Here is a 14,383-nt window from a genome sequence, read left to right as displayed (position 1 = left end):
TACTACTAAGTGTTTCTGGTCGGGGCGGTGGGATTCGAACTCACGACCACCTGGTCCCAAACCAGGTGCGCTACCGGGCTGCGCTACGCCCCGAACAGAGGCCGAACTATACGTTGCCAAATTCTTCCCGTCAACACCTTGTGCGAACTTTTTTGTGAAAAAAGTGAAATAGTGAGAAAATGCGCCCCTTCACTAGAACAGCCGGAGTAAGCCCATGACTGCCCAGATCCTTGATGGCAAAGCCATTTCTCAAGAAATTGTTGCTGAAGTACGCACTAAAGTCGATGCGCGCGTCGCGAGCGGTAAACGTGCTCCAGCCTTGGCCGTGATTCTAGTTGGCTTGGATCCTGCATCACAAGTTTACGTTGGCAATAAAAAACGCCAGTGTGAAAACGCCGGAATTACCTCATTTGCTTATGATTTACCGGCCGATACTGCAGAGGCCGAGGTATTAAAGCTGGTTGCCGAGCTCAATACCCGTGACGATGTGGATGGGATTTTGGTGCAATTGCCGCTGCCTAAGCATATTGATGCCGATAAAGTGATTGAATTGATCGACCCGATTAAGGATGTTGACGGCTTTCACCCTTACAATATTGGCCGCTTAGTATTGAAAATGCCTTTGCTGCGTCCATGCACGCCACGCGGTGTGATGACTTTACTGGAAAAAACCGGTATTGATTTGGTGGGTAAAGATGCGGTAGTGGTTGGCGCGTCCAATATTGTCGGTCGTCCACAAGCATTGGAATTGTTGCTAGCGCGAGCAACAGTAACGATCTGCCATAGCAAAACCAAAGATTTGGCCGAAAAAGTCCGCGGTGCGGATGTGGTGGTGGCCGGCGTTGGGATTCCTAACTTTGTTAAAGGCGAATGGATTAAAGAAGGCGCCATCGTCATTGACGTGGGTATCAATCGTTTAGAAAACGGCAAATTGTGCGGCGACGTGGAATTTGACGCCGCCAAAGAGCGCGCTAGCTGGATTACCCCAGTACCGGGCGGCGTCGGTTTGATGACGGTGGCCACATTGATGCAAAATACGTATGACGCTTGCGTAAATCGTAACGGCTAATTCGTAGGGCGGGTTTAAACCCGCCATTTACCTCTAAAAGATTTTGAATAAGGTTCTGTAATGGCATATCAACTGGCTAAACCGCTGCTGTTTATGATGGATGCGGAACGCGCGCATCACGCGGCATTTAAAGGCTTGGGCTTGCTGCACAGCACGGGTTTTTTGCGCACGCTCACGCCAACAGTGCAAAATAATCCAGTCACGGTGATGGGGATTGAGTTCCCCAATCCGGTCGGTTTAGCTGCGGGTTTGGATAAAAATGGCGATTACATTGATACCTTGGCCGAGTTGGGCTTTGGCTTTTTAGAAATCGGCACGGTAACGCCGCGCCCGCAAGCTGGTAATCCCAAGCCACGTTTATTTCGCTTGCCAGAAGCGCGGGCGATTATTAACCGCATGGGGTTTAATAATGGCGGCGTTGACCAGCTAATCAAAAATGTTGAAGCCAGCCAGTATAAGGGTGTACTCGGTATCAATATTGGCAAAAACGCCGATACCCCGATAGAAAATGCCGTTGATGATTATCTAATCGGCTTGCGTAAGGTGTACAACCACGCCAGCTATGTGACGGTGAATATCTCTAGCCCGAATACCAAAAACCTACGTCAATTGCAGCAAGCCAGTGAATTTGGCGCGCTATTGCAGGCATTAAAAACCGAACAAGCGCGTTTGGCCGATCAATATGGTCGCTATGTGCCCATCGCGGTCAAAATTGCCCCGGATTTGGATGGTAATCAAATCCAAGAAATGGGCGAATTACTCATCGCCAATCAAATCGACGGCGTGATTGCCACCAATACCACCTTGTCGCGGACTGGCGTTGAACATCTTCGGCATGGCCAAGAAACCGGCGGCCTATCGGGCGAGCCAGTGCGGGCCAAATCAACCTCAGTGATTCGCGAATTGTCGCGCGTGCTCGATGGCGCTTTGCCAATTATTGGTGTTGGCGGCATTGTGTCTGGGGAAGATGCGGCGGAAAAAATCCGTGCAGGTGCCGCCGTGGTGCAAATTTATAGCGGATTGATTTATGCCGGACCGCAATTGATTGCCGATTGCGCCCAAGCCATTGCCCGCAGGCAAAGCCAGCGCTAATCGTGGTATTTCAACGATCTAGGTCATGAAATCATCAAGAAAGATACGTTAAGCTCAATCCCATTCGTGCCACACTCGGGGTTGGGCGCCACGCTCGCGTCGTTGAAGACCAAACGTCAACGACGTTAGCAACCGCCTGCTCTATGACCCAGTAAAAATGCGGTGCGGGTCAGCCCATTTAGTTGAAAAAGGATCTCTGTTGAACGCTCAAGACGAACAAATCACCCAAGTTATTTTGACTTTTGCCCAGCCGGTGTTAGTCGGTTTACCCAATGGCTGCTCAAAAGCGCAGTTCGCCGGGGTCATGCGCACGGTGCTCACCGTGTGGAATGCCGTGGTAAAAGACGCGCAAGACGGCGGCAATCAGCATGAAACGGCGGTACTGGGCACCATCGCCAGCGCGCCCAAAGAAGTGCAATTGATGGTCAAGCGGCTGATCAAACGCAAAAAAACCAAATTCGCTACCGAGCAACGCCTGATCGGCCAACACTGGGTGCATGAGCAAGGCGGGGAAGTGTTGTTTGGGTGTGAAGCGGCAGACGAGCAGCCAGCACCGAGCGGTGTACCGTTTAAGACCAAGTAGGATGGGTTGAGCCGATTTTGGGCGATACCCAGCGATTGGTGTGATGGGTATCGCATTGCTCTATCCACCTACGAGCTGGTATACGAGCAAGGTGAGGACGTGCTGTTTGGCTGTGAAGCGGCAGCACCAAGCGCTGTGCCGAATTAAGGGGATGCTGATGATAAAAAATGGAAAGCTAATTCAGTGGAACGATGATAAAGGGTTTGGTTTTGTTTCTACAGAAAATGGCGAGCGTTATTTTTTGCATATCAAAGCGATTAAACGAACGACAAAAGGCCGCCCTCAAATTGGCGATATCGTGACGTTTGAGGCAGGGAGAGATGGGCAGGGGCGGCTATTGGCTCTGGCAGCTGTTGTTAGTCAACTCGCCCGTCCAATCAAGAAGAAGGTGACGTCGTCGGGATGGGATTTGATTGATAGTTTGACTTTGCTTTTACTGATTTTATGGCCAGCCTTAATTTGGCGTAGTGGATTGGGTCAATTGATTTTGCCTGTTGTTTTATTGCTCAGTATTTGTGCATTTATCGCTTACGGACGAGATAAAACACAAGCTCAAAATCAAGAAAGGCGCATCCCTGAGGATACTTTACATGGCTGGGCTTTACTTGGTGGCTGGCCTGGTGCATGGATTGCGCAACGTGTTTTTCGCCATAAAACTCAAAAGGGATCGTTTCGTTGGACCTATTTGCTGACAGTGATCGGGAATCTTGTTGGCTTATGGTTCTTGCCTGTTGTATATGCTGCGGCGACCTCGGCCTAGTCACGTAGGGATTGGTTTTATCAACCCGCGCTGATTGCGATGCTTTACAACCGACTCAAATAGGCGGGTTATGCAGGCTAAGCCGCCTTACGGTGTATCGATCTGTCTTGGTGTTGTGATCGCTCATCGCCATGGCGGTGAGTTGGGGAAAATACATGCGGCGTGCCGCTAGAGAATTAAAATTAAAATGGATGTATCGAGCTGTAGCCATTGGCTATCAATGCTTATAAGCCAATACCTCAATGGAATCCCTCAAGGGCTGAGAACATCATGGATTTGAATCATTACCTCTTATTACTCGTCGGTGCGGTGTTGGTGAACAACGTGGTGCTGGTGCGGATTTTGGGGCTTTGCCCGTTTATGGGCGTATCAAAAAAACTCGAAGCCTCGATCGGTATGGGCCTGGCGACCGCATTCGTGTTGACCTTGGCGTCGGGTACGTCGTGGATGATCGACCAAGTGTTGATTGTTTGGCATTTGGAATACTTGCGCACGCTGGCGTTTATTGTGGTGATTGCGGCGATTGTGCAATTTACCGAGATGTTTATCCACAAAGCCAGCCCAGTGTTGTATCAGGCCTTGGGGATTTATTTGCCGCTGATTACCACCAATTGCGCGGTGCTCGGCGTGCCGCTGATTAATTCGACGGCCAAGCATACTTTTTTGGAGTCCTTGGTGTTTGGTTTTGGCTCGGCGGTGGGTTTTTCCTTGATTTTGATTTTGTTCGCCGCGATGCGCGAACGACTCGAAGGCGCAGATATTCCGCAAGCCTTTAAAGGAACACCAGCGGCGTTTATTACCGCGGGTTTGATGAGTTTGGCATTTATGGGTTTTGCAGGATTGGTGAAATGAGTTTTCTATTAGCACTGGCTTTGATGGCCGGATTGGCCGTGTTGCTTGGCGCCGTTTTGGGTTGGGCGGCGATTAAATTTAAGGTTGATGAAGATCCCTTGGTGGATAAAATCGACGCGGTATTGCCGCAAACTCAGTGTGGCCAGTGCGGCTATCCGGGTTGTAAACCGTATGCGACGGCGATTGCCAATGATGAAGCGCCGATTAATCAATGCCCTCCGGGCGGAACGGACGGGATTCATAAGCTGGCGGAGTTGCTGGGCAAAGAATTTATTCCTTTTGACGACGGTGGCGGCGCGGCTGAAAAGCCACGGGCGGTGGCGGTGATTCGGGAAGACGTCTGTATCGGCTGTACGCTGTGTATTCAAGCCTGCCCAGTCGACGCGATTGTTGGCGCAGCCAAGCAATTGCATACGGTGATTGAATCAGAATGTACCGGTTGTGAGCTGTGTATTGCACCGTGTCCGGTCGATTGCATCGATATGGTCGTCGTGGGTGAAAACGTAAATACGTGGAAATGGCGCTATCCCGTGATTCAACTGAAGCAGGTGGGCTAAATGAGTGCGACGTTGAGTCACGAGATTTTTCCATTTCATGGCGGCGTTCATCCGCCAGAAATGAAAGAGATATCCAATCGCTCGCCGATTGTGGCGATGCCGATTCCGGCACGGTTATCCATTCCTTTGCAGCAAAGCATTGGCAATATCGCGCAGCCCTTGGTGAGCGTCGGTGATCGCGTTCTCAAAGGACAAATGCTTGCCGCAGCCAATGGCAATATTTCAGCCGCGGTGCACGCGCCAACGTCGGGGCAGGTGATTGCAATCGACCCGCAAGCGGTGGCGCATCCATCGGGTTTGACGCAAAGCTGCCTGACATTGGCCAGCGATGGCCTTGATGAATGGATTACGCGCGAAAAATTCGATTGGCGCGCTGCAATGCAAGGTGGTGACGCCAAGGCGATTCGCGAATATGTGCAAAACATGGGCGTGGTTGGGCAGGGCGGCGCGGTGTTTCCATCGCATCTGAAATTAATCAGCCGCGAGCCGCTCGATACCTTGATTATTAATGGCGCTGAATGTGAGCCCTACATCACGTGTGATGATCGATTGATGCGCGAGCGCGCCATTGAGATCGTTGCGGGGATTGCCATTGTTCGGCAATTACTCAATGCCAAACAAGTGCTCATCGGCATCGAAGACAATAAACCCGAGGCAATTGAAGCCTTGCGCGCAGCGCTGATGGGCTGCGGATTTAGCGCTCAAGTCGTGGTGGTACCCACACTTTACCCATCGGGTGGCGCAAAACAGCTGATTAAATTGCTGACCAATATCGAAGTGCCTAGCGGCGTTCGCTCCACCGATTTGGGCGTGCAGTGCTTTAATGTGGCGACGATTTACAGTATTTACGCCGCGCTAGAACACGCCGAACCGGTGATTTCACGAGTGGTCACGCTCACCGGCAATGTCGAAAAACCGTGCAATGTTGAGGCTTTGATTGGTACGCCGATTGACGATTTATTAAAGTTTGCTGGATTAAAAGCGCCGAGTGACTGCATTTATGGCGGGCCGATGATGGGCTTTACCTTGCCATCAACGCAAGTGGGTTTGACTAAGGCCGGCAACTGCATTATTGCGATGGACGCAGCGAACTTCCCCGAAAAACCCCGTGAAATGCCATGTATTCGTTGTGGCGAATGCGCGGTAGCTTGCCCGCAAGAATTGCAGCCGATGGATTTGTATTGGTTTGCGCGCAGTAAAAACTTTGGCAAGGCGCAAGAGCGCAATCTATTTGACTGCATCGAATGCGGCGCTTGCGCCTATGTGTGCCCGTCAAGTATTCAGTTGGTGGATTATTATCGCTTTGCCAAATCCGAAATCTGGGATGCCGAGCGCGCGAAAAAATCGGCCGATACCGCGCGCGAACGACATGAATTTAAGCAGTTCCGCGAAGAGCGTGAAAAAGAAGAAAAAGCTGCGCGCTTAGCGGCGCGAGCTGCGGGTCAATCTGTTTCGGCCAGAGCCGCGCCAAAACCACCGGTGAGTGAAGTCGCCGCGCCTGAAGCCAGCGTGGCCCCTGCTGCTGATGGCGACGATAAAGCCGCGAAAATTCGCGCAGCAATGGCGCGTGCGGCGGCTGCTAAAGGCGAAACGCCTGCCAGCAGCGCGGCTGCGCCAGCACTCGACGCCGATAAAGCCGCGAAAATTAAAGCTGCAATGGCGGCGGCAGCAGCGAAAAAAGCCGCCGCAAATACCCCTGCAGTGCATGGTGCTGTAGATGGTTCTGGTGCTGGCTTGCAGCAAGATACAGCAGCCAAACCGACGATCGATGAAGAAAAGGCCGCCAAGATTCGCGCGGCGATGGCTGCTGCGGCAGCCAAGAAAGCCGAGAAAGCAGCGAAGGACGCTGGTGAATCGGTTCCTTCGTTAGTCGTCACGCCAGCAGCGGTTGAGAAGCCAGCGATCGATGAAGAAAAAGCCGCCAAGATTCGTGCGGCGATGGCTGCTGCGGCAGCCAAGAAAGCCGAGAAAGCAGCGAAGGACGCTGGTGAATCGGTTCCTTCGTTAGTCGTCACGCCAGCAGCGGTTGAGAAGCCAGCGATCGATGAAGAAAAAGCCGCCAAGATTCGTGCGGCGATGGCTGCTGCAGCGGCCAAGAAAGCCGAGAAAGCAGCGAAGGACGCTGGTGAATCCGTTCCATCGCCAGTTGTCGCGCCAGCAGCGGTTGAGAAGCCAGCGATAGACGAAGAAAAAGCCGCCAAGATTCGGGCGGCGATGGCTGCTGCGGCGGCTAAAAAAGCCGAGAAAGAAGCGAAGGACGCTGGTGAATCGGTTCCTTCGCCAGTTGTCGCGCCAGCAGCGGTTGAGAAGCCAGCGATAGACGAAGAAAAAGCCGCCAAGATTCGCGCGGCGATGGCAGCTGCAGCGGCCAAGAAAGCCGCGAAGGCAGCGCAGTCGGACAAGGATGCCCAATGAGCGATTTAGCTTCGATGCGCAAGCAATATCATTTACGACCGTCGCCCGAAGGCTTGAAAGCATGGGATGTGCATCATCTGATTGCGCAAAGTGAGCATTTGCCGTCGGTACGGGTGCCCTTAAGCCAGATCGCAGAGTTAGATCAGAACTACTGGTTTGACGTCGGTGGCGAACAGCCAACGGGACGGGTGATTGCCGAGCACGTCAAATTGATTGCGGCAAGCAACTTGGCTTATCCGATTATTTTGTCGCAAGACGGTCGCATTATGGATGGCATGCATCGCGTACTCAAAGCCTATATAGAGGGCGCTGAATACATTGATGCCGTGCAGTTTGTGCAAGATCCCGCCCCCGATTTTATTGGGGTGGCGGTTGATGATCTTCCTTATTAAGTATTCACTGGAATGGGTATGAGAACTTCTCCGCATTTAATCAAACCAACACCGCTGCAAGTGGTGATGCTCAAAGTCGCCGTGGCTTTGCTACCGGGTATCGCTGCGTATGCTTGGGTGTTTGGCGCTGGCATTTTGTTGCAAGTCCTGCTGGCGACGGTCACGGCGCTGGCCACCGAAGCGGCGTGCTTAAAATTACGCAATTATCCAATCAAGCCTTTTATTACCGATGGCTCGGCAATTGTCACTGCATGGTTGTTGGCGCTGTCTTTACCGCCGCTGTCTAGCTGGTGGATGGTGGTGTTGGCCACCGTGATTGCGATTGGTTTGGCTAAGCATTTATACGGTGGCTTGGGGCAAAATCCATTTAATCCAGCGATGGTGGGTTTTGCGGTGATGATGGTGTCGTTTCCGGCACAAATGAGCCGCTGGAATGCACCGCTGTCTTTGCCAAGTGTGGATTTAACGACTTGGCAGCAGTTTGGGTATATCTTGAGCGGGCATCTGCCACAAGGGCTGTCATTCGATACCCTTGCATCAGCGACGCCACTGGATAGCGTTAAAACCGCTTTGCTGCAGCAGCACAGCATGAGCGATATTTTTAGTGGCGCAATTTTTCAGTCGGCCGATTGGTTGAGCTTTTTACCGAGTTCGGTGGCGTTAATCGCCGTAGGCTATTTGCTGGGCGGCTTGTATTTGCTGCAACAGCGGATTATTGCGTGGCCGTTGCCGGTGGCGTTTTTGACGGTGTTGTTGGGGATGTCAGGATTGTTTCATCTGATTAATCCGGCGCAATACACCAGTCCCGCGTTTCACTTACTCAGTGGCGCAGCGGTGCTGGGCGCATTTTTTATCGTTACCGATCCGGTGACCGCGCCAACAACGTTGCGGGGGCGTTTAATTTACGCCGCGTTAATTGGTTTACTCACTTGGCTGATTCGCACCTTTGGTGGCTATCCCGACGGGGTAGCGTTTGCGGTGTTGATTATGAATATTGCCGCGCCGTTTATTGACCAATATACGCAGCCGGCGGTTTTCGGCCGTAAGCCTCAGGGGGGAGTGAAGCATGGACATTAAAACCCTTGACCACAACAGCACAGAAACGCAGTGGGATAGCAAAGTTTTCGTGGGTTTTTCTGTGTCTGTATGCCACTGTGATGCGTTTTCAGGGCAATGTGTGGGGATGAAAGCATGAAAACCATGGTGCAAAATGGCGTTCGCGGTGCTTTGACTTTATTGGTTTTTGCTCTGGTTTTTACCGCTTTAATGGCCGGAACCTATGCCTTAACGAAGGAAAGTGTTGCCAAAAATGAGCGTGACGCCCGCGCGGCGTTGATCGCGCAAGTGTTGCCAGCGGGTAGTTATGACAACGAATTGTTGCTGGACGCGTTACCGCAAACTGCCGCAGCCCAACAGCAGCTCAATAATCCAGCCGGCGCGCAGATTTATCGGGCGATGAAAAATGGCCAAACCACGGCAGTGGTGGTGGAAACCATTGCGCCAGATGGCTATTCAGGCAAGATTAAATTATTGGTCGGTGTGAGCCGCGCTGGGCAGGTTTTGGGCGTTCGCGTGGTGGCGCACAAAGAAACCCCTGGCTTGGGTGATTATATTGATGCCGCTAAGTCGAACTGGATTTTGGGTTTTGATGGTAAATCGCTGTCGTCACCAACGGCCGATTTATGGCGGGTTAAAAAAGATGGTGGCGCTTTTGATGCTGCTGCGGGCGCAACCATTAGCCCGCGTGCGGTGGTGAAAGCGGTGAAAAACACCTTGAATTACGTGGCGGCAGAGCACGCTACTTTGTTTGGAGCCTAAGCATGGCCTTGTTAACACAAGACGAAAGCAAAACGATTATTCAAAACAGCATTTGGCAGCAAAATGCCGCCTTAGGGCAATTTTTGGGCCTGTGCCCAGTGCTGGTGATCTCAAGCAATATTGTGAATGGCGTGTCGCTGGGCTTGGCGACGAGCTTGGTGATGTTGATTTCAAGTGCGGCGATTGCCTGCATTCGCAGCTTGGTGCCCAATGAATTGCGGGCGCCGATTTTTATTTTAATCATTGCCGCCTTGGTGACGATGGTTGATTTATTGATGAATGCCTATGTGCATGATTTATACGTGGTGCTGGGGATTTTTATTCCTTTGATTACCACCAACTGCATCGTGTTAGCGCGGGCTGAAGCGTATGCGTCAAAAAACGGCGTGGCGCAATCGGCGCTCGACGGCGTGATGATGGGGCTAGGGCTCACGCTGGTGCTGGCGATTTTGGGCGCGATGCGTGAACTCGTTGGTAAAGGCACCTTGCTGTCGGGTATTGATCTGGTGTTTGGCGCCAGTGCCAAATCCTGGGTAATTCATGTGATTCCTGCTGAATACAATTATCAATTCTTGCTGGCCATCTTGCCGCCCGGCGCGTTTATTGGCTTGGGTTTTTTAATTGCCGGTAAGCAAGCACTGGATCGCCGCGCAGAAGCCAAGGCCAAGTTGGCGGCTAAATTGGCATTGCAGAGTGTTGCGGCATGAATAAGCAAACTCGCTATACCTTTTATGCGCGTTTGGCTGAGTTAGACCCCAATCCAACCACAGAACTGAACTACACCACGCCGTTTGAGTTGCTGACGGCGGTGTTGCTATCAGCGCAGGCGACCGATGTGGGCGTGAATAAAGCAACTAAGCTGTTATTTGCGGTGGCCAATACCCCCGAGGAGATTTTGGCGCTAGGGCTTGATGGGCTTGAGTCCTACATCAATACCATTGGCCTCTTTCACAGCAAGGCCAAGCATTTATTGCAAACCTGCCAAATGCTGATCGATTTACACGGCGGTGAAGTGCCGCGAGATCGGGAAAGCTTAGAGGCACTGCCCGGTGTTGGGCGCAAAACGGCCAACGTGGTGATGAACACCGCGTTTGGTATTCCGACGATTGCGGTGGATACGCATATCTTCCGCATTGGCAATCGCACCGGTTTGGCCAAGGGCAAAGACGTGCGGGCGGTGGAGGACAAATTACTGAAGGTGACGCCACCAGAATTTTTACTCAATGCACATCACTGGCTAATTTTGCATGGTCGTTATATTTGCAAAGCGCGCAAACCGGAATGCTGGCGCTGTATTGAAAATGATATCTGCGATTTCCGCAGTAAAATCATGACGCCACCGAAAGGCTTTTGATGGGTATATCGATGTAGAGCTTGTGAAAAGCATATTGCATCGATATACCGTTAGAGCCTGATCTTTTATTTGTCTTTGGATCGCGCTAGGCCTATTCCAAAATCGCACTAAAGATGTAGTGCTCGAGGACCAAGCGATCTGCCGTGGCCAGCGGGATGAATTCCAATCCATACTGAATCGCACGATTTGGTGTTTCTGATTTTTGATTTTTAACGATGGCTCGAATATTCATCGTGTGATCAATACCAGCCGCATGCAGGCGTAGCGCCATGCTGATTTCTTGATCCGTGGCTAATTGCAGATTGCTACCTTCAAGCATGGCGCCGCTGGCCGATAGATTGGTGATTTTTGCTGGCGTGCTATGAATGCCATCACCACTAATACTGGCAATCAAATGGGTATTCACCCGCAGGCTATTGCGTAATTGGCGGATTTGCAAGGTATCAGGCCAGCTTAGGTGCAAATAGGGAAAAGGGAAAAAGCAAACTTTCTCAATTACCGCGTCAAATGAAATCACATCTTTACCCGCAATGGTTTTGGCTTTAATCGATTGTCCTTCTCGATATGGCAAGACGGCTCCGTGGGCATTGAGTGCGCTAATTAATACGCCTTTTTTATCGACCCAACCGATGAGTTTGACTGACTCACTATGATTGAGCGGATCAACACTCAACTGAATATGTAGTGCGCTACCGGGGGATAATTTAAATTGCGCCAAATGGCGTTTAATTGGGGCGGGTTTGGCGATGACCCGCTCAGTGGGCGGCGTATTAGTGTGGACTCGCGCGCCACCGACTGCGCCTGCAACTCGAACGCCGCGCCAAGCTGGATTGCGAAACATGCCTAGTTTATTGAGCGTTTCCAGTTGTTTTTCGGTGTGGATGATTTGTCCGGCGTTCAGTAGTAATTGATTGTCGGCATCAAAGATGGCGTAGGGTGTCGGTTCGCCAACAACCAGTTCTTGCTGGCGAAGGGGGAGGAGGTCAGATTGGGCCATGCAGTTCACCAAAGATAAGCCATGTATATAAGCTATTCTTGTAATCTAACTTTGCCTTTACGCCAAGCATCCGGCTGGCGACGTTGCATTGTAGCGACGTGATACCATCTTATTTCTGTTTAAACCGAGTTTTCCATGCTGCATTTGCTTAATTCCCCTCAGCGCGCTGCCGTGCAATATCTATCTGGCCCTTGTTTGGTGCTGGCTGGCGCGGGTTCAGGTAAAACGCGAGTGATCACGCAAAAAATCGCTTATTTAATCGAAGAAGCGCAAATGGATGCGCGCAATATCGCAGCGATTACCTTTACCAATAAAGCAGCACGAGAAATGCAGGAGCGAGTGGCGAGCTTATTGCCAGCGAGTTATTTGAAAGGTTTAACGGTTTCGACGTTTCATAGTTTGGGCATGAGAATTTTGCGCGAAGAGGCGGCGCACTTGGGCTACAAACCGAAGTTTTCGATTTTGGATTCGGCCGATTCAGCCAAAATTATCGCCGATCAATTGATTACCACTGATAAATCATTGATTCGCGCTACAGTCAGTCAAATCTCCACATTAAAAAGTGATCGAATTTCGCCCACGCAAGCGTTAGCCATCGCCACCTCAGAGGGCGAAGTGCAGTTAGCCAAGTTGTATCGCGCCTATCAAGACACCTTATTTGCTTATCAAGCGATTGATTTTGACGATTTGATTCGTCTGCCGGTGGATTTGTTTGAGGCGCATCCTGAGGTCTTGCAAAAGTGGCAACATCGATTGCGCTATTTATTGATCGACGAATATCAAGACACCAATACCACGCAGTACCAACTGGTTAAACAGCTGACTGAGTTAACCGGGCAATTTACTGCGGTAGGGGATGACGATCAGAGTATTTATGCTTGGCGCGGGGCGAATGTTGAAAATCTGAATTTGCTGCGAATTGATTTTCCTAAGCTACATGTGATTAAGCTGGAACAAAACTATCGCTCGGTGGCGCGGATTTTGCGCTGCGCCAATGCGGTGATCTCAAATAATCCGAAATTATTCGAGAAACAATTATGGTCTGATCTTGGGGTCGGCGATTTGGTGCAAGTGGTCGAAACCAAGGGTGAAGACGATGAAGCCCGCTTAGTCGCCGAGCGCTTGAAAATGCACATGGCGCTCAACGGCACGAGTTTTGCCGATTATGCGGTGCTGTATCGCGGTAATTTTCAGTCGCGGATTATTGAAGCGCAAATGCGCGCTGAAAATATTCCATATGTGATGTCGGGCGGGCAAAGCTTTTTTGATAACGCAGAAATCAAAGACGTGCTGGCGTATTTGCATTTGATTGCCAACGATGACGATGAGCCGGCATTTATCCGCGCGGTCACGACGCCCAAACGGGGTATTGGCAATGTGACTCTGGAAAAATTGGGCAGTTATGCCAAAGAGCGGCAAGTTTCTTTGTTTGCTGCGGTATTTGAAGAAGGGTTTGCGCATCAGATTCAACCCGCGCAGCGCGAAATGCTTTATACCTTCTGCCGATTCATTCAGCGGATGCAAGACAAAGTTAAATCTGAACCGGCCGATCAGCTGTTTCGTGAAATTGTGGGGGCGATTGATTTTGAAACTTGGCTGTATGAGTCTGAAGAGCCCAAGCCCGCCGAAAGTAAATGGAAGAATATCCTGAGCTTGGGCGAGATGATTAAAAAGAAAGTCGATAGCGCCGGCAGTAATTTGGACGAAATCACGCAAAATTTTGATTTACGCATCATGCTCGAAGGACGCTCCGAAGACGAAATCGATGCGGTGCGGCTTTCAACGCTACATGCCAGTAAAGGTTTGGAATACCCGCATGTGTTTTTAATCGGCTGCGAAGAAGATATTTTGCCGCATCAAAATTCAATTGAATCGGGCATGGTCGAAGAAGAGCGTCGCTTAATGTATGTCGGTATTACCCGAGCCCAGCGCAGTTTAACAATTACCTATTGCGGCAAACGCAAACGCGCCGGTGAATGGCAGATTACGCGACCAAGTCGGTTCTTAGATGAATTGCCAGCTGCAGACGTGATGTTTAGTGGGCGTTTAGCCGCCAAATACGAGCCATCACCCGATATTAAGAAAGAACATTCTAGTCTAGCGGCGAAAATGTTAGCAAATTTAGGGGCAAAAACGGCCAAATAAGCTCTTGGCGCTATTTATATGCGTAATCAAGGCTTGGCATCGCTCTGTTTTTTTACGCGGCAGCAGAATTAATGTTGAAATTAGATCGTATGTAATTCAACAACTTAGCACCTTTGTGTGGTTTTCTTTGCAACTAGGTGTTGACGGACTTTAGGTGGGTGGGTATAGTTCGGCCTCTCTGCTGCTGACACAGTAAGCGAAACAAGCGGTTTTCCAGCTGGTTTCGGTGTCTAAGCCACTGATCTTTAACAAAATACAGCCGATGAGTGTGAGTGCTTGGTTTGCCAGTCAAACAAGTGCTTACACTCAAGATTTAAAAGAAATCTTGGTTTTTAACCAAGTGTTTCTT

Annotated in this window: 14 protein-coding genes and 1 tRNA gene; 13 read left to right on the top strand and 2 right to left on the bottom strand. The window is 50.7% G+C overall.

Annotated elements, in window-relative coordinates; all coding sequences use genetic code 11:
* Positions 1-16: 16 nt before the first annotated feature.
* Positions 17-93 (bottom strand) — tRNA-Pro (locus tag HQN60_RS03730).
* Between the two features lie 121 nt (positions 94-214).
* Between HQN60_RS03730 and folD the strand changes: the two genes are divergently transcribed.
* From folD to nth, 12 genes are all read left to right on the top strand, one after another.
* Positions 215-1,069: a bifunctional methylenetetrahydrofolate dehydrogenase/methenyltetrahydrofolate cyclohydrolase FolD gene (gene folD, locus HQN60_RS03725; protein ID WP_173532410.1), complete on the top strand. Its 855-nt coding sequence runs from the start codon at positions 215-217 to the stop codon at positions 1,067-1,069.
* A 60-nt stretch (positions 1,070-1,129) separates the two neighbouring features.
* On the top strand, positions 1,130-2,161 hold the full coding sequence (locus HQN60_RS03720) for a quinone-dependent dihydroorotate dehydrogenase (protein ID WP_173532409.1): 1,032 nt from the start codon (positions 1,130-1,132) through the stop codon (positions 2,159-2,161).
* A 199-nt stretch (positions 2,162-2,360) separates the two neighbouring features.
* The gene (locus HQN60_RS03715) at positions 2,361-2,744 is read left to right on the top strand and encodes a hypothetical protein (RefSeq protein ID WP_173532408.1); all 384 of its coding nucleotides are present in this window, start codon (positions 2,361-2,363) and stop codon (positions 2,742-2,744) included.
* Positions 2,745-2,901: 157 nt separating this feature from the next.
* The gene (locus HQN60_RS03710) at positions 2,902-3,504 is read left to right on the top strand and encodes a DUF1294 domain-containing protein (protein ID WP_173532407.1); all 603 of its coding nucleotides are present in this window, start codon (positions 2,902-2,904) and stop codon (positions 3,502-3,504) included.
* Positions 3,505-3,774: 270 nt separating this feature from the next.
* Entirely contained in the window at positions 3,775-4,356 is a 582-nt protein-coding gene (gene rsxA, locus HQN60_RS03705) for an electron transport complex subunit RsxA (protein WP_173532406.1), read from the top strand.
* Positions 4,353-4,913 (top strand): electron transport complex subunit RsxB, encoded by a 561-nt coding sequence (gene rsxB / locus HQN60_RS03700; RefSeq protein WP_173532405.1) that lies wholly within the window; start codon positions 4,353-4,355, stop codon positions 4,911-4,913. Before rsxA ends, rsxB begins: the two co-directional genes overlap by 4 nt.
* Positions 4,914-7,328, top strand: coding sequence for an electron transport complex subunit RsxC (gene rsxC, locus HQN60_RS03695; RefSeq protein ID WP_173532404.1), 2,415 nt, complete (start codon positions 4,914-4,916; stop codon positions 7,326-7,328).
* The gene (locus HQN60_RS03690; protein ID WP_217390225.1) at positions 7,325-7,720 is read left to right on the top strand and encodes a ParB N-terminal domain-containing protein; all 396 of its coding nucleotides are present in this window, start codon (positions 7,325-7,327) and stop codon (positions 7,718-7,720) included. Before rsxC ends, HQN60_RS03690 begins: the two co-directional genes overlap by 4 nt.
* An 18-nt stretch (positions 7,721-7,738) precedes the next feature.
* Positions 7,739-8,797: an RnfABCDGE type electron transport complex subunit D gene (locus tag HQN60_RS03685; protein ID WP_173532403.1), complete on the top strand. Its 1,059-nt coding sequence runs from the start codon at positions 7,739-7,741 to the stop codon at positions 8,795-8,797.
* A 114-nt stretch (positions 8,798-8,911) separates the two neighbouring features.
* Positions 8,912-9,538: an electron transport complex subunit RsxG gene (gene rsxG, locus HQN60_RS03680; RefSeq protein ID WP_173532402.1), complete on the top strand. Its 627-nt coding sequence runs from the start codon at positions 8,912-8,914 to the stop codon at positions 9,536-9,538.
* A gap of 2 nt (positions 9,539-9,540) precedes the next feature.
* Positions 9,541-10,245: an electron transport complex subunit E gene (locus HQN60_RS03675; RefSeq protein WP_173532401.1), complete on the top strand. Its 705-nt coding sequence runs from the start codon at positions 9,541-9,543 to the stop codon at positions 10,243-10,245.
* Positions 10,242-10,892, top strand: coding sequence for an endonuclease III (gene nth, locus HQN60_RS03670; RefSeq protein ID WP_173532400.1), 651 nt, complete (start codon positions 10,242-10,244; stop codon positions 10,890-10,892). The genes HQN60_RS03675 and nth overlap by 4 nt, the downstream gene beginning before the upstream one ends.
* A 91-nt stretch (positions 10,893-10,983) precedes the next feature.
* Here the strand turns inward: nth and HQN60_RS03665 are convergent, their stop codons facing one another.
* The gene (locus tag HQN60_RS03665) at positions 10,984-11,889 is read right to left on the bottom strand and encodes a flagellar brake protein (protein ID WP_173532399.1); all 906 of its coding nucleotides are present in this window, start codon (positions 11,887-11,889) and stop codon (positions 10,984-10,986) included.
* 135 nt (positions 11,890-12,024) lie between these two features.
* On the opposite strand from HQN60_RS03665, the gene HQN60_RS03660 reads away from it, so the two are divergent.
* Positions 12,025-14,034 (top strand): UvrD-helicase domain-containing protein, encoded by a 2,010-nt coding sequence (locus HQN60_RS03660; protein WP_173532398.1) that lies wholly within the window; start codon positions 12,025-12,027, stop codon positions 14,032-14,034.
* Positions 14,035-14,383: the final 349 nt, after the last annotated feature.

Origin of the sequence: Deefgea piscis (assembly GCF_013284055.1) — a bacterium.
GTDB lineage: Bacteria > Pseudomonadota > Gammaproteobacteria > Burkholderiales > Chitinibacteraceae > Deefgea > Deefgea piscis.
The sequence above is the reverse complement of the archived record's forward strand: the minus strand, read 5'-3'. Positions and strand labels throughout refer to the sequence as shown.